The following is a 16058-nucleotide window of genomic DNA, read 5'->3' as shown; positions in this document are numbered from 1 at the left end:
GCGCGGAATATCCATACTCAGCAGCTGCGAAGCCGGCTATACCGGCATCGGTGGTTCGCCCAGCCTCAGGCCAAGGAATATCCAAACGATGAAACCGCTGTATCTGCTTGGCCTGATGGCCGGCCTGTCCCTGCAATCGGTTGCCGCCGAGCCGACATCCCCTTTGCTGGACGACAAACCGGCGTTTATCGCCAACCTCATCGACAAAATGACCCTGGACGAGAAGATCGGCCAGTTGCGCCTGATCAGCATCGGCGGCGACATGCCGCGCGAGCGCATCCTCGACGAGTTGGCTGCCGGTCGCATCGGCGGCACCTTCAATACCGTCACCCGACAGGACAACCGGCCAATGCAGGAAGCGGCGCTGCGCAGCCGACTGCAGATTCCGATCTTCTTCGCCTACGACGTGGTGCATGGGCACCGGACGATTTTCCCCATCGGCCTGGGCCTGGCGTCGACATGGAACCTGGAGACCATCGCCACCAGCGGTCGCGTACAAGGCATCGAGGCCAGCGCCGACGGGCTGGACATGACCTTCGCGCCGATGGTCGACATCTCCCGTGATCCCCGCTGGGGGCGCACGTCCGAAGGCTTCGGTGAGGACCCTTACCTGGTCTCGCAGATCGCCCGCACCATGGTCCATGCCTACCAGGGCAAGTCGCCGTCCGCGGCCGACAGCGTGACCGCCAGCGTCAAGCACTTCGCCCTGTATGGCGCCGTGGAGGGCGGGCGCGACTACAACGTGGTGGACATGAGCCCGATGCGCATGTACCAGGATTACCTGCCGCCTTATCACGCCGCCATCGAGGCGGGCGCCGGTGGCGTGATGGTGGCGCTGAACTCGATCAACGGCGTGCCGGCCAGCGCCAATACCTGGCTGCTGCAGGATCTGCTGCGCCGTGACTGGAATTTCAAAGGCGTTGCGCTCAGCGACCACGGCGCGATCAGCGAGCTGATTCGCCACGGCGTAGCCAAGGATGGGCGCGAGGCGGCGCGGTTGGCGATCAAGGCCGGCATCGACATGAGCATGGCCGACTCGCTGTACCTGCAGGAGCTGCCGGGCCTGGTGAAATCGGGCGAGGTGGATGAAGGGGAGATCGACGCCGCCGTGCGCGAGGTCCTCGGCGTGAAATACGACATGGGGCTGTTCCATGACCCGTTCCGCCGCATCGGTTCGGCGAAGGACGACCCCGCCGACGTCAATGCCGAGAGCCGCCTGCACCGCACCGCTGCCCGGGAAGTGGCGCGCCAGTCGCTGGTGCTGCTGGAAAACCGCGACCGCACCTTGCCTCTGGCCAAGCGCGGCACCATTGCGCTGGTCGGTCCGCTGGCCGATTCGCCGATCGACATGATGGGTAGCTGGTCCGCTGCCGGCGTGGCCAAGCAGTCCGTGACGCTGCGTCAGGGCATGCGCGATGCGCTGGGCTCGAACGCGGAGCTGCGCTATGCCCGGGGCGCCAATATCACCGATGACAAACACATGGTCGATTACCTGAACTTCCTCAACTGGGATAACCCGGAAGTGGTGCAGGACCCGCGTTCGCCAGAGGAGATGATTGCCGAAGCCGTGAAGGTGGCGGAGCAGGCCGATGTCATCGTCGCCGCGGTGGGCGAGTCGCGCGGCATGTCGCACGAGGCCTCCAGCCGCACCAGCCTGCAGATTCCCGAAAGCCAGCAGGCGCTGCTGAGGGCGCTGAAGAAGACCGGCAAACCGCTGGTGGTGGTGCTGATGAACGGCCGCCCGCTGGACCTGAACTGGGCCAAGGCCAACGCCGATGCGATCCTGGAAACCTGGTTCAGCGGCACCGAAGGCGGCCATGCCATTGCCGATGTGCTGTTCGGCGACTACAACCCCTCCGGCAAACTGCCGATATCCTTCCCGCGCTCGGTGGGGCAGATACCCACCTATTACAACCACCTGCGCGTCGGGCGGCCCTATGTCGAGGGCAAGCCGGGCAACTACACCTCGCAGTATTTCGAGGAACAAACCGGGCCGCTGTACCCCTTCGGCTATGGCTTGAGCTATAGCCAGTTCGAGTTGTCCGGGCTGCGGGTGTCGAGCCCGACCATGGCCCGCAACGCTGAGCTGGGCGTCAGCGTCACGCTGAAGAACGCCGGCCCGCGCGACGGTGCCACCGCCGTGCAGCTCTACCTGCGTGACGAGGTGGCCTCGGTTATCCGCCCGGTCAAGGAACTCAAGGCGTTTCGCAAGGTCGCCCTGAAAGCGGGCGAGGCGCGCGAGATCCGTTTCACGCTCAAGGAGGATGACCTCGCGTTCGTCAACGCACAGTTGCAACGGGTGGCCGAACCGGGCGAATTCGAGGTGCAGGTCGGGCTGGATTCGGAGGAGGTGGAACGCGCTCGCTTCACATTGCAGTGAGCGCTTTCGCAGGTTGTCGCTCAAGCCGTGCCAAAGCCCCAAAAAGCCCTCTACGAGTAGCTATCCGGCGCTTGTGCGGCATGGGATGATTCGCCGCTTCGCTTGATCACGCAGGGAATCATTTCCCGTTGCGGTAGACCAACGAGGGCAAACCTGGCCGCGAAGTGGCCAGCGGTAATCGTGATAGCTCAGGAGGCGATGTGTCACGTACCTTTCAATTCGAAACAGGCGCTCGCAGTGGTCGAGCGCTGCGAATGACGCTGAGTGTATGCCTGGGGCTGTTCGCCGGCTCCAGCTGGGCATTCAGCCTCGATGATGTGGCCGCCAAGGCGGAAAAACTGGCGGCGCAAAGCTACGAAGCGCCCAAGAGCAACCTGCCGCCGGTGTTTCGCAACATGGCGTTCGGTGACTATCAGCAGCTGCGTTTTCGCGGCGACAAGGCGCTGTGGCACGACGCGCCGACGCCGTTCGAGCTGCAGTTCTACCACCAGGGCATGCATTTCGACGTACCGGTGACGATCAACGAGATCACCAGCAAGGGCGTCGAGGAAATCCGCTACCAGCCCGACATGTTCGAGTTCGGCAACGTAGAGGTCGATCCTGCGGCACTGGAAAACCTGGGTTTCGCGGGTTTCAAGGTGCTGCATCCGCTGAACAAGGCGGACAAGGCCGACGAACTCATGACCCTGTTAGGTGCCAGCTATTTCCGAGTTATCGGCAAGGGCCAGGTGTATGGCCTGTCGGCACGAGGCCTGGCAATCGATACCGCGTTGCCTTCGGGTGAAGAGTTTCCGCGTTTCCGCGAGTTCTGGGTCGAACGGCCAGCGGCCGACCGGCGCAATCTGGTGATCTATGCGCTGCTCGATTCGCCACGGGCCACCGGCGCCTACCGACTGGTGGTCACGCCGGGCAAGGACAGCACCGTGGACGTGAAGGCGCGTGTCTACCTGCGTGAGCCGGTCGAGAAGCTTGGTATCGCTGCGCTCACCAGCATGTACCTGTTCGGCGCCAACCAGCCCAGCGACCTGCTCAACTACCGCCCGCAGCTGCATGACTCCGAAGGGCTGGCGATCCATACCGGCGCGGATGAGTGGATCTGGCGGCCGCTGAACAACCCCAAGCGACTGTCGATCAGCAGTTACAGCGTGGAAAATCCGCGTGGTTTCGGCCTGCTCCAGCGCACCCGGGACTTCGGCCGCTACGAAGACCTCGATGATCGCTACGACCTGCGTCCCAGTGGCTGGGTTGAGCCCAAGGGCGAATGGGGCAAGGGACGGGTCGAGCTGATCGAGATCCCCACACCGGACGAAACCAACGACAACATCGTCGCCTTCTGGGTGCCGGACCAGCGCCCTGAGCCCGGTCAGTCGTTGGACCTCGAATATCGCCTGCACTTCACCATGGACGAGCCGGCGCTGCACGATCCGGCGCTGGCCTGGGTCCAGCAGACACGTCTGTCCACCGGCGACGTCAAGCACTCGAACCTGATTCGCGAGCCGGACGGCAGCACTGCGCTGATCGTCGATTTCGTCGGGCCGAATCTCGCGGCGCTGCCGGATAACGCGCCGGTGAGCACCCGTGTCAGTGTCGACGAGAATGCCGAACTGGTGGAAAACAGCCTGCGCTATAACCCGGTGACCAAGGGCTGGCGTCTGACCTTGCGTTTGAAAGTGCGTGACCCGAAACGTCCTGTCGAGCTGCGCGCCGCGCTGGTGGATGGCGAAAAAACGCTCTCCGAAACCTGGAGCTATCAGATTCCGACCCATGAATAATCCAGTGGAGTCTTCGCTTACCGACGGCTATGTCGAGCAGCTGCCGATCGATGCCGAACAGCGCCAGGCGCTGGCCCGCGAGGTCGAGCAGGCGGGGGGCGACTTGCCGGAGGTGCATCGATTGCTGGCCCGCGAGGACCAGACAAGCGGCGAAGCCGAGGTCCAGGACGATGCGTTCCTGGCTTCGGTCCCCGCGCGGTTGAAGCTCGGCTGGGGCGACACGCTCGAACGTGCTGAGGCGCTGGCGAGTGACCACCAGGGACGCACCTGCATTCGCTCGACGCCGCCGATTGTGCGCACCCGGATGGTCCCGGAGCCATGGCACACCAACATCCTGCGGCTCAGTTGGTGGCGTTTTCTACGCAAGAAGAACCGCACCGTCGAGATGCCACCGCCCCAGCTGGTCGATCGCTCCGGCTGGCGCAAGGTCGCGGCGTTCCGGCGCACGACGTTGCTGGTCCTGATGCTGGTGCAGACGGTCATCGCGACCTGGCACATGAAATCGGTGCTGCCCTACCAGGGGTGGGCACTGGTGGATCTGCAGGAAGTGTTCGACCAGCCGCTGCAGGAATCGGCGCGGCAGATCCTCCCTTACGTGGTGCAGACCAGCATCCTCCTGCTGTTCGCGTTGTTGTTCTGCTGGGTCTCGGTAGGTTTCTGGACTGCGCTGATGGGCTTCTTCCAGCTACTCAAGGGCCATGACCGCTACAACATTTCCGCCACCACCCTGGGTGACGAGCCGATCCCGCGCGAGGCGCGCACGGCGTTGGTGATGCCGATTGCCAACGAAGACGTGCCGCGGGTATTCGCCGGGCTGCGCGCGACCTACGAGTCGCTCAAGGCGACCGGGCAGCTCGAGCATTTCGATATCTTCGTGCTCAGCGACAGCAACAACCCCGACACCTGCGTCGCCGAACAGAAGGCCTGGCTGGAGCTGTGCCGAGAGGTCGACGGCTTCGCCCATATCTTCTACCGGCGTCGTCGCCGTCGTGTGAAGCGCAAGAGCGGCAACATCGACGACTTCTGTCGTCGCTGGGGCAGCAGCTATCGCTACATGGTGGTGCTCGATGCCGACAGCGTGATGAGCGGCGATTGCCTGACCAGCCTGGTGCGGCTGATGGAAGCCAATCCTGGTGCCGGCATCATCCAGACCGCGCCAAAAGCCTCAGGCATGGATACGCTCTATGCGCGCATGCAGCAGTTCGCGACGCGCGTCTATGGTCCATTGTTCACCGCTGGGCTCAATTTCTGGCAGTTGGGCGAGTCGCATTACTGGGGCCATAACGCGATCATCCGGGTCAAACCCTTCATCGAGCATTGCGCACTGGCGCCGCTGCCGGGCAAGGGCGCCTTCGCCGGCGACATCCTGTCCCACGATTTCGTCGAGGCGGCGCTGATGCGCCGGGCCGGTTGGGGCGTGTGGATCGCCTACGATCTGCCGGGCAGTTATGAGGAGCTGCCGCCCAACCTGCTCGATGAGCTCAAGCGGGACCGTCGCTGGTGCCATGGCAACCTGATGAACTTCCGGTTGTTCCTGGTCAAGGGGATGCATACGGTGCACCGCTTCGTCTTCCTGACGGGCGTCATGTCCTACCTGTCGGCGCCGCTGTGGTTCACCTTCCTGGTGCTGTCCACCGGTCTGCTGGCGATCCATACCCTGATGGTGCCGGAGTACTTCCTGCAGCCGAACCAGCTGTACCCGCTGTGGCCGCAGTGGCATCCGCGCGAAGCCATCGCGCTGTTCTCGGCAACGCTGACCCTGTTGTTCCTGCCCAAACTGCTCAGCGTGCTGCTGATCTGGATTCAGGGCGCACAGGAATACGGCGGACGCATTCGCGTATTGCTGTCGATGCTGTTGGAAAGCCTGTTTTCCATGCTGGCGGCACCGGTGCGCATGCTGTTTCACACGATATTCGTGACCGCCGCGTTTCTCGGCTGGTCGGTGCAGTGGAATTCGCCTCAGCGTGCCGACAACGCCACGCCCTGGGGCGAAGCATTGCGGCGCCACGGCCCGCAGATGCTGCTGGGCGTGCTCTGGACAGCGTTGGTGGGCTGGCTCGATCCGGCCTTCCTCTGGTGGCTGGCGCCGATCGTGGTATCGCTGGTGCTTTCGGCTCCGGTGTCGGTACTCACCAGCCGTACCGGTCCGGGTCTGGCGGCGTTTCGCCGCAAGCTGTTCTTGATCCCTGAAGAGTTCAAGCCGCCCCAGGAGCTGGCCTCGACCGATCGCTACACCCGCGAGAATCAGGACAACGCCTTGCATGACGGCTTCCTCGCGGCGACGGTGGACCCGATCTACAACGCACTGGTCTGTGGCATGGCCCGGGCCCGTCACGCCAAGATCGTCGCTGGCGCGGAGCAACTGCGCGAGCAGCGAATGCAGCAGATCCTCGACGCCGGCCCCAACGGTGCCGCCGAAGCGGCGCGCTGGCGCTTGCTGAACGATCCGGACGGCATGGCGCGCCTGCACCAGCGAGTCTGGCAGGACGCTCGCTACCAGGCGTGGCGTGACGCCTACCACAAGCCCCCGCAGCAGGACGTTCGCTGATACCCACGGCCTCCGCCAGCAGGGCGCGCGTGCGCTAAAGGCAGGAAAAGCTCGCGGTCGAGACCGCTCCCACGATTGGCTTGATCATGAGGTCAATTGGGAGCGGCCTCGATGTGCGGGTCGCCGTGGGAGCGGTCTTGACCGCGAAAACCCATCTGCAGGCGCTGTGCGCAGCTGACTAAGGGAGCGACTGGGTTGATGACTGGCCCAGCGTTGCCCCGTCCGGGCACTAAAGGCTGGAAAGCTCGCGGTCGAGACCGCACCCACGATTGACTTGATCACGTAGAGCCCGTTGGCACCGGCCTTGATGAGGGGGCGCTGTGTGTGGGAGCGGTCTTGACCGCGAAAAACCCATCGGCAGGCGCTGCGGTACCTGACCAATGGAGGGCTGGGATCATGGCTGGCCCGGCGACTTGCCGGCCCGTTAGGGCACTAAACGCTGGAAAAACTCACGGTCGAGACCGCTCCTACGGTTGGCTTGAACGTGGAGTGCCCGTGGGAGCGGCCTGGACATGCAAGCTCCTACAATTGGCTGGATCACGCAGGCCCTGTGGCAGCGGCCTTGATAGGGGAGCGCCAACGGGTGGCCTAGTCCTGGGCGGCCTCGTGGGAGTGTTCGCTGCCGTCTGCATGATGATGTACGTGGGGGCTGTTTTGCGGTTTGGCCAGCTGTTGCCCGCCGGTGGGCTCCTGGCCCTTGGCGCCCGCGTCTTCGCCCGGGTGCGGATGAGCATCCGAGTGCGGCATCGATTCGCCGCCCCCGTGCTGGTGGCCGCCGCTGGTGGCTACCAGGGTCTGGTATTCCACCGCGGTCAGCGACGGTAGTTGTTCCAGTAGGGCGACCAATCCCCATATGTAGGGATCGGGCATGCTTTTGCCCCAGGCGGGCATGCCGGTGGATCGGATGCCGTGCTTGATGACCCAGAAGTCGCTGGCCGGGTCGTGCGCCCGGTTGGGGTTGGTGAGGTTGGGCGGCGATGGGTTGAGGTTCTGGCTCAGTTCCGTGCCCTCGATGCCGGGCGTAAGATGACATCCGGCGCACATGGCGTCGTAGTTGCCTGCACCGGTTCGGATCAATTGTGGATCGCGCAAGTCCGGCGTTTCGATGCCGTCGGCGCGGGTCGCGATGGAGCGTTCGCGGACGGTCTCCAGCAAGACGTGAACCGCTGGGAGATGCGGTCGGTCGGCGGCAATGTCGATCACGCCGGAATACACCACGCCCGCGCCGATCAGGATGATCGTGAAGGCGGCCAGCAACAAGGTCATCAGGGCTTTTAGCATGGGTCGGTCTGTTCTCAGAACCAGAATCGGACTCCCGCCACCAGGCGGGCCTCGTTTGCATCTTCACCGTCGGCATGGCGCAGATCGGCGCTGTTGCCGTAGGCGCGGTTCCAGCTTATGCCCACGTAGGGCGCGAATTGTCGGCTGAATTCGTAGCGCAGGCGCAGTCCCGCACCGACCTCGCTGAGGCCCGAGCCGACGCCCCGGGATTCGTCATTGCGCCCATGCAGGTTGATCTCGGCAGTGGGCTGCAGGACCCAGCGTTGAGTCAGCAGCATGTCGTACTCGGCCTCCAGACGTAGCGCGGTCTGACCGCGCTCGCCGATGAATGCCGTTACCTCCGTTTCCACCCCATACAGTGGCATTCCCTGCACACCGACAGCCGCCCAGGTCTGCGCCGGACCGGGTTCGAAATCCTGACGTAAACCGACGACGGTCTCCCACCAGGGGCTGACCGCATGGCTCCAGAGCAGTTGCAGCTCGGCCGCTTCGGTGTGGCCATTAGTGCGTTCGCCTTCGGAGCGCCAGGCCAGGCGGTCGATGTCTCCGCCAAGCCAGCCGGACAGGTCCCAGGCCAGGGCGCTGCCTTCGTCGGCGTCCTGCCATTCCAATCGATCGGCGAGGGCCATGAAGTGGGTCCCGCCCCGATGCATCTGGTGCGGCGGCAGCTCAGGGAACGCCGCCGCACGGTCCTCGTCGCGAATCGTCGGAACGGGCGAGCGGGTTTCCTCGCCGGGCGGAACACCCGTCGACGGCGGGTACGTGTCGCGGCCCTGGGAACCGTGACTCATATCGCCGTGGTCCATGGCTCCGTGAGTCATGGCTCCGTGATTCATAGCGCCGTGATCCATCGCCCCGTGGTCCATCTGGCCATGGTTCATCTGGCTGTGGTCCATTGGCGCACCATGACCGGCATGGTCCATGGCGTCCTGCGCCTGGCTTGTCGCCGCGGCCAGACTCAGGGCGATGGCAAGGGACAGCCGGCCGGACGCTCCGCAGAGGGCGTTCTCGGACGGCCTGTCAGTGATCATGCGGCTGGCCCTGCTCGGCTCCCTTGGGCATGTCCCGGTTCATCTGACCGTGGCCCATGTTGCCGTGATCCATCATGCCGTGATCCATGTGACCGTCGCCCATGTGTTCGTCATGCATCTGCATCATCTTGTCGTGATCCATGCCCTGCATCATGCCGCCTTGCTGCGGCTTGGGTTGCGTCGCATGCGGGTCGGCCTTGGCGTTCGGTACATTTTGCGGGTGATGCCCGTCGTGCTCGCTCTGCGCATGGGCGAGGCCCAGTTGCAGGGCGGCGAACAGCCCGAAGGCGAGCAGGGCGCTTTGCTTGAATGTGGTCATGGGGGTCTCCTTCATTCTTCTACGCGGACTTCACGGAACATTCCGACATCCATGTGCATCAGCATGTGGCAGTGGTAGGCCCAGCGGCCGAGGGCATCGGCAGTCACCCGATAGCTGCGTCTGGAGCCGGGGGGCATGTCGATGGTGTGCTTGCGCAGCTTGAAGTTGCCTTGTTCGTCCTCAAGATCGCTCCACATCCCGTGCAGATGGATGGGGTGGTGCATCATGGTGTCGTTGACCAGCACGAAGCGCACGCGCTCGCCGTATGCCAGCCGAATCGGCTCGGCGTCGGCAAAAGGAATGCCGTCGAACGACCAGGCGAAACGCTCCATGTGACCGGTCAGGTGCAGTTCGATGGTACGAGTCGGCTCGCGGCCGTCCGGGTCGGCGAAGGCGCTGCGCAGGTCGGCGTAGGTCAATACGCGACGGCCGTTGCCGCGCAGGCCGATGCCGGGATCGGCCAGTTTGGCGACCGGCATCATGGTCTGCATGTCCACCAGTGGATTGCCGGCTTCGCTGGCCGGGTGGGTCTGCATCTGGTTGCTGCTCATCGCAGGGCCATGATTCATGGCCGAATGGTCCATGCCGGCCATGCCGGCATGATTCATCGGTGCATGATTCATTTGCTCGTGATCCATCGGCGCATGGTTCATCTCGCCATGATTCATCCCTTCGTGCCCCGTGGCGCCAGGGGCCGTCGCGGGCTGCGCGCTGCCGGCACCATGCGCGCCGTGATCGCCATGGCCCATGTCGTCCATGCTCAGTTCGGGCCGAGGATCGGGTTGCGGCACCGGCGCGCTCAGCCCTTGGCGCACGGCCAGGGTGCCGCGGGCATAGCCGCTGCGGTCCATGGATTGGGCGAACAGGGTATAGGCGTCCTGGCCGCCATCCGGGGCGACGATGACGTCGACCGTTTCGGCCACGGCCAGGCGCAGTTCGTCGACCTCCACCGGTTCGACGTGCTGACCGTCCACTGCGACCACGGTGAGCGTGAGGCCGGGGATGCGGAAGTCGAAGTAGGTCATCGCCGAGCCATTGATCAGCCGCAGCCGAATGCGCTCGCCGGCTTCGAACAGGCCAGTCCAGTTGCCGTCCGGCGCCTGGCCGTTGAGCAGGTAGGTGTAGGTTTCACCGCTGACATCGGCAAGATCGGTCGGCGACATGTTCATCTTCGCCCAGGCCCAGCGGTTGCTCAGGGTTTCGCTCCAGCCCTGCTTGGCCACGTCATTGATGAAGTCGCCCAGCGTGCGCCGGCCGCGATTGTAGTAGTCGGCCTGTTTCTTCAATTTGGCCAGTACCCGCGCTGGGCTTTCGTCGGTCCAGTCGCTGAGCATCACCACATAGTCGCGGTCGTAGGTGAAGGGCTCCGGCTCCTTGGGGTCGATGATCAGCGGGCCATAGACGCCGAGTTGTTCCTGAAAGGCCGAATGGCTGTGGTACCAGTAGGTACCGCTTTGCTTCACCTCGAAGCGGTATTCGTACTGGCCGTCCGGTGCGATGCCGGCGAAGCTGAAGCCGGGCACGCCGTCCATGTTGGCCGGCAGCAGGATGCCGTGCCAGTGGATCGAGGTGTCCTGCGGCAGACGATTGCGTACGCGCAGCGTCACGGTGTCGCCTTCGCGCCAGCGCAACAATGGGCCGGGGATGCTGCCGTTGATGGCCATGGCGGTGCGACGTTTGCCGGTGAAGTCGACCGTCATGGCATCGACGGTGAGGTCGAAGTGACGGCCACTGAGTACCGTGGGTTGGCCTGGGCTGGTCAACGCCCAGACGGGCTGACGCCACAGCCCGAGGCCGGCGAAGGTGCCGCCAGCGGCCAGGCTTTTGACGAAGGTTCGCCGAGAGGGGGTCAATGGCATACGGGTCCTGTCGATCGAGCTATGCGCCGTGTTGCGCGCCGCGATAAGACAACCATAACGCGGCGGATCTGACGACAAGCTGATGTGAAGATTACGCTTTTGTCAGGTCGCCAACGCTGTAGCCACACGGCATCCGTGGCTTACAACCGATCATCGCCGAAACGCCGCATTAGCAAGGTCAGCAGGCCGAAGCAGATGCCAGCCGGCACCGCGGCTCCGATGAGCGTTGGCAGAGGCCCAAGCGCGGCAAGAGGACCGGAAAGGCGACGAACATGGGCCGCGTCGGCAACGCGTACCTGAAGGTGGCCAAACATGGCTGGCGATTTTTTCCGTCGGCTGCCGCTCGATCTATAACCATCAGGGTGAGCAGCGTTATCAGCGGCAATGCGCACGGGAGCCGCCCAGCTTGACGCTGCGCTTGGCGGCTTCCGACACCAGCAACATGATGGCGGCAGTGAGCACAGATTTCGTGACGATCCCGCTCCGAGGCGTCCGCGTAAAGGTCCGCCTCCTGCCCGCCGTCCGCCGATTACTTGTCAACCACCTCGGTGCCGACATAGTCGGCCATTACCTCGTCGCGGCCTTCGGTGGTCAGCCCGATCACCTGATAGGGCTGGTGCGGCTGGCCATAATCCATGCCCGGCGAGCCGGATGGCATGCCCGGTACGGCGACACCGGCGAGGTCGTCGCGCTTCTGCAGTTCGTGGATGGCGGCCACGGGCACGTGGCCTTCGATGAACTTGCCATCGATCACGCCGGTATGGCATGAGCCCAGGCGCGGTGCGACGCCGAGGCGCTGCTTGACCGCCGACATGTTGCTTTCGACGTGCTCGCGGACCTCGAATCCGTTGGCCTCAAGGTACTTCACCCAATCCTTGCAGCAACCGCAGTTGGGGTCGCGGTGAACGTCGATGACGTCAGCGGCATGCACCAGACCGCTCATTAGCAGGCCGGCCAACGCAGTGAGATAGAGCTTCATGGGGCTTCTCCAGGATCTGTGTTCAGTTGCAGCAGCAGCCACCGCGGCTGCCGCAGCCGCCCTTGCGTGCGGTCGAAGGGCTGGTATCGGTGAGCGTTTCGGCAGGATAACCGGCCTCGTCGAGCGCCGCGATCAGCGCCGGACCGTCGGCTGCGCCCTGGACCACGACTCGTCCGGCAGGCAAATCTACCTCAACCGAGTCGACCCCTGGCAGCGGCTTCAGCGCCTCGGTGACGTGCCGGACACAGTTGCCGCAAGTCATGCCGGAAACCTTAAGGATGTTCATGCGTACGTTCTCCACATTGAGCCAAGCCATTTCGGCCTGGCTCGCATCCTCAACCTTGCCATCGTGGCAAGGTCAAGACCCGGGGTCGGTGAACAGGACAACTGGCTGCCTGGCGGTTTCTCGCGGCCGAAGGCGCCGGTCGCTGATCATTCAGGATGGTTCTGCCCAAAGGCTAGCCGCCCGCGGCTGACATTTGGCTGATGGCAAGATTACTTTTCTGTCAGCTCGTGGCGCATCCGGGCCCGTCACTGACACACTCGCCGTATCGTCAGCCGAGGAAGATGTACATGAAACTGCTGGTCGCCGAAGACGAACCGAAAACCGGCACCTACCTGCAGCAGGGCCTGAGTGAGGCGGGGTTTTCCGTTGACCGCGTCACCAGCGGCACCGATGCGTTGCAGCATGTCTTGAGCACGCCCTATGACCTGCTGATCCTGGACGTGATGATGCCTGGGCTGGACGGTTGGGAAGTGCTGCGCATGGTACGCGCGGCCGGGCAGGACGTACCGGTGCTGTTCCTCACCGCGCGCGATCGTGTCGAGGACCGGGTCAAGGGCCTGGAACTGGGTGCTGACGACTACCTGGTCAAGCCGTTCGCCTTTTCCGAATTGCTGGCGCGGGTGCGCACACTGCTGCGCCGAGGCAGCGCGGCAGCCTTGCAGACACAGCTGAAAATCGCCGATCTGGAGGTCGACCTGCTCAAGCGTCGCGCCGTGCGCGCCGGCCAGCGCATCGACCTGACTGCCAAGGAGTTTGCCCTGCTGGAACTGCTGCTGCGGCGGCGTGGCGAAGTGCTGCCCAAGTCGCTAATCGCCTCACAGGTCTGGGACATGAATTTCGACAGCGACACCAATGTCATCGAGGTCGCGATACGAAGGCTTCGCGCCAAGATCGATGATGGCTTCGAGACCAAGCTGATCCACACCGCGCGCGGCATGGGCTACATGCTGGACGAGCCGGACGCGCCATGACGCGCTTGTCGCTCACGGCCAGGCTCAGTCTGATGTTCATGCTGGCGGTCACCGGTGTGCTCGGCGCGGCGGGCTTCTTCTTCAAGCAGCTGAGCCAGCATCACTTCGATCAGCTTGACCGTCATGCCCTGGAGGAAAAGCTGCAGGCCAGCCGACACCTGCTCAGCGGGCTCGACGGCCTGTCCGGCTTCGACGCCATGCGCCCGCAGCTGCAAGCCTTGCTGGGTGGCCACAGTGAGCTGACCGCGCTGATATTCGATGCAGAGGGGCGCCTGTTGTTCGCCGACACGGGCGGGACGCAGCTGGCAAGCAGCCTGCCGCTATCGATGGTGGATGGCGAGCTTCAGCGCGAAGGCCGCGTCTGGCAGCGCAAGACCGGTGAGGTGGACGTCGGCGGGCAACGGCTGAGGATCGTCCTTGCGCTCGACGTGACCGCCCACAAGGTGTTCTTTCGTACACTGACCGGCTGGCTCTGGGGCGCATTGGTGCTCTGTGCGCTGATCAGCGGCGTGCTCGGCTGGGTACTGGCCCGCAGTGGCCTGCGCCCGTTGCGCGAGGTGACGCAGGTAGCGGCCTCGGTGTCCGCCAAGTCGCTGACCGAACGAATCCCCACCGAGTCGACACCGGCTGAGCTGCGGCAATTGGTGTTGGCATTCAACGCCATGCTGGCGCGGCTGGAAGATGCCTTTGTGCGCCTGTCCAACTTCTCCGCGGACATCGCCCATGAGCTTCGCACGCCGCTGTCCAACCTGATGACGCACACCGAAGTGGTACTGACCCGTGCGCGTAGCAGCGAGGACTATCAGGAAAACCTCTATTCCAATCTGGAAGAGCTGCGGCACATGGCACGCATGATCGACGACATGCTGTTTCTGGCCAAGGCGGATAACGGCCTGCTCATTCCAGACGCGCAACCGATCGTGCTGAACGAGCTGTGCCACCAGCTGCTGGATTTCTATCAGTTGACGGCTGACGAGCGCGGCATCCGCTTCGAGCTGTCCGGCCAGGGGCAGATAAAGGGCGACCCGTTGATGCTGCGCCGTGCCTTGTCGAATCTGCTGTCCAATGCGCTGCGCTATACCCCGGACGGCGGGGTCATTCATCTGACGATCGCGTCCGGCCGTGACGGGGTGACGCTCAGCATCGGCAATCCCGGCACGACCATCGCCGAGGAACATCTGCCTCGGTTGTTCGACCGCTTCTACCGCGTCGACCCGGCACGGCGCGAGGGCCATCCGAGCAACGCCGGGCTGGGGCTGGCGATTACCCGGTCCATCGTCGAGGCACACCAGGGCGAGATCCGCTGCAGCAGTCGCGACGGCTGGACGGCGTTTGACATCGTGTTCCGCCGTGCCTGATCGCCGTCCGGCCGATTGATCGCCCTTGGCCGACACCCAGCACTGGTCAGCCGCGCCCGAGCATGCTTGCATCGGTTGGCCGCCATGCTCGCCAGCGTGTCCGCCAATGCCGCGGGACTCCCTTCAGCGCGGCCCAGGAGAAATGAATGAACATCGAACGATGCGAAGACCTTGTCGAACGGACCCGCCAGGCCCATACGCGGCTGTCGGAGTGCATGAGCGAAGCCGCTGAACAGCGCGGTGACTCGCTGGCCACGATGTTGCTGGTCTATCTGGCGCAGCACGAGCAGGCGCTGGCCAGCACCATCGAGCGCATCACGGAGCACGCCGATTCTCGTGCGCTGCACGCTCGACTGCACGATGCCGTGCCGGGCGACATGCTGGTGCTGGACCTCGACAGCGAAGCCTACGCGCAGATGAGTGTCGATGAGCTATCGCGCGAGATTTTCGCCATTCACAACCGGATCATCGACCTGTACCGCTCGCTGGAAAACCGCCCCGGCCTGGACCGGGCCGGCGAATTGCTCGCTGAAATGCTGCAGCTGGAAGAGCACGAAACCATGCGCCTGGCGCAGCAGGTCAATCGTATGCACGAGCTCTGAGCAGACTGGCTAGGACCGGACGCCCGGGCGTCAGACCACGTAGCGCAGAATCGCCACGAAATGCAGCAGGCTGCCGACAATGACGAACAGGTGCCAGATACCGTGCCAGTGGCGAAAGCGCTGATCGTAGGCGTAAAAGATGATTCCCGCGGTGTAGGCGACGCCACCTGCGACCAGCCAGCTGAAGCCGGCGGTGCCGAGCGCCGCGAGCAATGGCTTGACGGCCACCAGCACGATCCAGCCCATCACGGCGTAAATCACGATCGAGAGCACGCGCGCCTCCGAGCGCGGCTTGATCTCCTGCAGCATGCCGATCACTGCCAGCGTCCAGACGATGCCGAACAGCCACCACCCCCAGGCGCCACGTAGGGTCACCAGGCAGAAGGGCGTATAGCTGCCGGCGATCAGCAGGTAGATCGACAGATGATCGAGCTTTTGCATGACCGCCTTCGCTCGGCCTCGGACGCTGTGGTAGAGCGTCGAGGCGCTGTATAAGAGCACCAGCGTGAACCCGTAGATGGCCACGCTGACGATCTTGGCGACGTCGCCGCCCATGGCGGCCAGCACCAGCAGCCAGACTGTTCCGATCAGCGCCAGCACGCCGCCGGACAGGTGCGTCCAGGCGTTGAATTTCTCCCCGTGGTACATCGTCGTTCAGCCCCGAACCAGTAC

Annotated in this window: 13 protein-coding genes and 1 pseudogene; 6 read left to right on the top strand and 8 right to left on the bottom strand. The window is 64.1% G+C overall.

What is annotated here, in order from left to right:
* Positions 1–88 precede the first annotated feature (88 nt).
* The 3 genes from bglX to mdoH all read left to right on the top strand — a co-directional run bounded on the left by bglX (position 89) and on the right by mdoH (position 6700).
* On the top strand, positions 89–2380 hold the full coding sequence (bglX, locus tag KVO92_RS05980; RefSeq protein ID WP_217474703.1) for a beta-glucosidase BglX: 2292 nt from the start codon (positions 89–91) through the stop codon (positions 2378–2380).
* Positions 2381–2634: 254 nt separating this feature from the next.
* Positions 2635–4152 carry a glucan biosynthesis protein G gene (locus KVO92_RS05975; RefSeq protein ID WP_217474702.1) on the top strand — a complete coding sequence of 506 codons (1518 nt, stop codon included), beginning with the start codon at positions 2635–2637 and terminating at the stop codon, positions 4150–4152.
* Positions 4145–6700, top strand: a complete 2556-nt coding sequence (gene mdoH, locus KVO92_RS05970) for a glucans biosynthesis glucosyltransferase MdoH (RefSeq protein WP_217474701.1) — start codon at positions 4145–4147, stop codon at positions 6698–6700. Before KVO92_RS05975 ends, mdoH begins: the two co-directional genes overlap by 8 nt.
* A 588-nt stretch (positions 6701–7288) precedes the next feature.
* Here the strand turns inward: mdoH and KVO92_RS05965 are convergent.
* The 7 genes and pseudogenes from KVO92_RS05965 to KVO92_RS05940 form a co-directional block, all read right to left on the bottom strand.
* Positions 7289–7981 carry a c-type cytochrome gene (locus KVO92_RS05965; RefSeq protein ID WP_217474700.1) on the bottom strand — a complete coding sequence of 231 codons (693 nt, stop codon included), beginning with the start codon at positions 7979–7981 and terminating at the stop codon, positions 7289–7291.
* Between the two features lie 14 nt (positions 7982–7995).
* Positions 7996–9012, bottom strand: coding sequence for a copper resistance protein B (locus KVO92_RS05960; RefSeq protein ID WP_217474699.1), 1017 nt, complete (start codon positions 9010–9012; stop codon positions 7996–7998).
* Positions 9002–9331 (bottom strand): hypothetical protein, encoded by a 330-nt coding sequence (locus tag KVO92_RS05955; protein ID WP_217474698.1) that lies wholly within the window; start codon positions 9329–9331, stop codon positions 9002–9004. Before KVO92_RS05955 ends, KVO92_RS05960 begins: the two co-directional genes overlap by 11 nt.
* An 11-nt stretch (positions 9332–9342) precedes the next feature.
* Positions 9343–11190 carry a copper resistance system multicopper oxidase gene (locus KVO92_RS05950; RefSeq protein ID WP_217474697.1) on the bottom strand — a complete coding sequence of 616 codons (1848 nt, stop codon included), beginning with the start codon at positions 11188–11190 and terminating at the stop codon, positions 9343–9345.
* Between the two features lie 140 nt (positions 11191–11330).
* A pseudogene (locus KVO92_RS22605) lies at positions 11331–11634 on the bottom strand (DUF3147 family protein).
* Positions 11635–11719: 85 nt separating this feature from the next.
* Positions 11720–12169 carry a DUF411 domain-containing protein gene (locus KVO92_RS05945; protein ID WP_217474696.1) on the bottom strand — a complete coding sequence of 150 codons (450 nt, stop codon included), beginning with the start codon at positions 12167–12169 and terminating at the stop codon, positions 11720–11722.
* A 22-nt stretch (positions 12170–12191) separates the two neighbouring features.
* Positions 12192–12455 (bottom strand): heavy-metal-associated domain-containing protein, encoded by a 264-nt coding sequence (locus tag KVO92_RS05940; RefSeq protein WP_217474695.1) that lies wholly within the window; start codon positions 12453–12455, stop codon positions 12192–12194.
* Between the two features lie 287 nt (positions 12456–12742).
* On the opposite strand from KVO92_RS05940, the gene KVO92_RS05935 reads away from it, so the two are divergent.
* The 3 genes from KVO92_RS05935 (at position 12743) to KVO92_RS05925 (ending at position 15386) form a co-directional block, all read left to right on the top strand.
* A complete protein-coding gene (locus KVO92_RS05935) occupies positions 12743–13426 on the top strand; it encodes a heavy metal response regulator transcription factor (protein ID WP_217474694.1) in 684 nt (227 codons plus the stop codon).
* On the top strand, positions 13423–14784 hold the full coding sequence (locus tag KVO92_RS05930) for a heavy metal sensor histidine kinase (RefSeq protein WP_217474693.1): 1362 nt from the start codon (positions 13423–13425) through the stop codon (positions 14782–14784). The genes KVO92_RS05935 and KVO92_RS05930 overlap by 4 nt, the downstream gene beginning before the upstream one ends.
* A 146-nt stretch (positions 14785–14930) precedes the next feature.
* On the top strand, positions 14931–15386 hold the full coding sequence (locus tag KVO92_RS05925; RefSeq protein ID WP_217474692.1) for a hypothetical protein: 456 nt from the start codon (positions 14931–14933) through the stop codon (positions 15384–15386).
* A gap of 30 nt (positions 15387–15416) precedes the next feature.
* Here KVO92_RS05925 and trhA read toward each other — a convergent pair whose 3' ends face one another.
* Entirely contained in the window at positions 15417–16034 is a 618-nt protein-coding gene (gene trhA, locus KVO92_RS05920) for a PAQR family membrane homeostasis protein TrhA (RefSeq protein WP_217474691.1), read from the bottom strand.
* Positions 16035–16058: the final 24 nt, after the last annotated feature.

It is taken from the genome of Stutzerimonas stutzeri, assembly GCF_019090095.1.
Classification (GTDB): Bacteria; Pseudomonadota; Gammaproteobacteria; order Pseudomonadales; family Pseudomonadaceae; genus Stutzerimonas; species Stutzerimonas stutzeri_AN.
The sequence above is the reverse complement of the archived record's forward strand: the minus strand, read 5'-3'. Positions and strand labels throughout refer to the sequence as shown.

What these genes read in the sequence shown, in the direction of transcription:
- KVO92_RS05930 (WP_217474693.1), top strand. Translation starts at nt 13,423, where the DNA reads ATGACGCGCTTGTCGCTCACGGCCAGGCTCAGTCTGATGTTCATGCTG.
- mdoH (WP_217474701.1), top strand. Translation starts at nt 4,145, where the DNA reads ATGAATAATCCAGTGGAGTCTTCGCTTACCGACGGCTATGTCGAGCAG.
- KVO92_RS05960 (WP_217474699.1), bottom strand. Translation starts at nt 9,012, where the DNA reads ATGATCACTGACAGGCCGTCCGAGAACGCCCTCTGCGGAGCGTCCGGC.
- KVO92_RS05975 (WP_217474702.1), top strand. Translation starts at nt 2,635, where the DNA reads ATGACGCTGAGTGTATGCCTGGGGCTGTTCGCCGGCTCCAGCTGGGCA.
- KVO92_RS05925 (WP_217474692.1), top strand. Translation starts at nt 14,931, where the DNA reads ATGAACATCGAACGATGCGAAGACCTTGTCGAACGGACCCGCCAGGCC.
- KVO92_RS05965 (WP_217474700.1), bottom strand. Translation starts at nt 7,981, where the DNA reads ATGCTAAAAGCCCTGATGACCTTGTTGCTGGCCGCCTTCACGATCATC.
- KVO92_RS05950 (WP_217474697.1), bottom strand. Translation starts at nt 11,190, where the DNA reads ATGCCATTGACCCCCTCTCGGCGAACCTTCGTCAAAAGCCTGGCCGCT.
- KVO92_RS05945 (WP_217474696.1), bottom strand. Translation starts at nt 12,169, where the DNA reads ATGAAGCTCTATCTCACTGCGTTGGCCGGCCTGCTAATGAGCGGTCTG.
- bglX (WP_217474703.1), top strand. Translation starts at nt 89, where the DNA reads ATGAAACCGCTGTATCTGCTTGGCCTGATGGCCGGCCTGTCCCTGCAA.
- trhA (WP_217474691.1), bottom strand. Translation starts at nt 16,034, where the DNA reads ATGTACCACGGGGAGAAATTCAACGCCTGGACGCACCTGTCCGGCGGC.
- KVO92_RS05955 (WP_217474698.1), bottom strand. Translation starts at nt 9,331, where the DNA reads ATGACCACATTCAAGCAAAGCGCCCTGCTCGCCTTCGGGCTGTTCGCC.
- KVO92_RS05935 (WP_217474694.1), top strand. Translation starts at nt 12,743, where the DNA reads ATGAAACTGCTGGTCGCCGAAGACGAACCGAAAACCGGCACCTACCTG.
- KVO92_RS05940 (WP_217474695.1), bottom strand. Translation starts at nt 12,455, where the DNA reads ATGAACATCCTTAAGGTTTCCGGCATGACTTGCGGCAACTGTGTCCGG.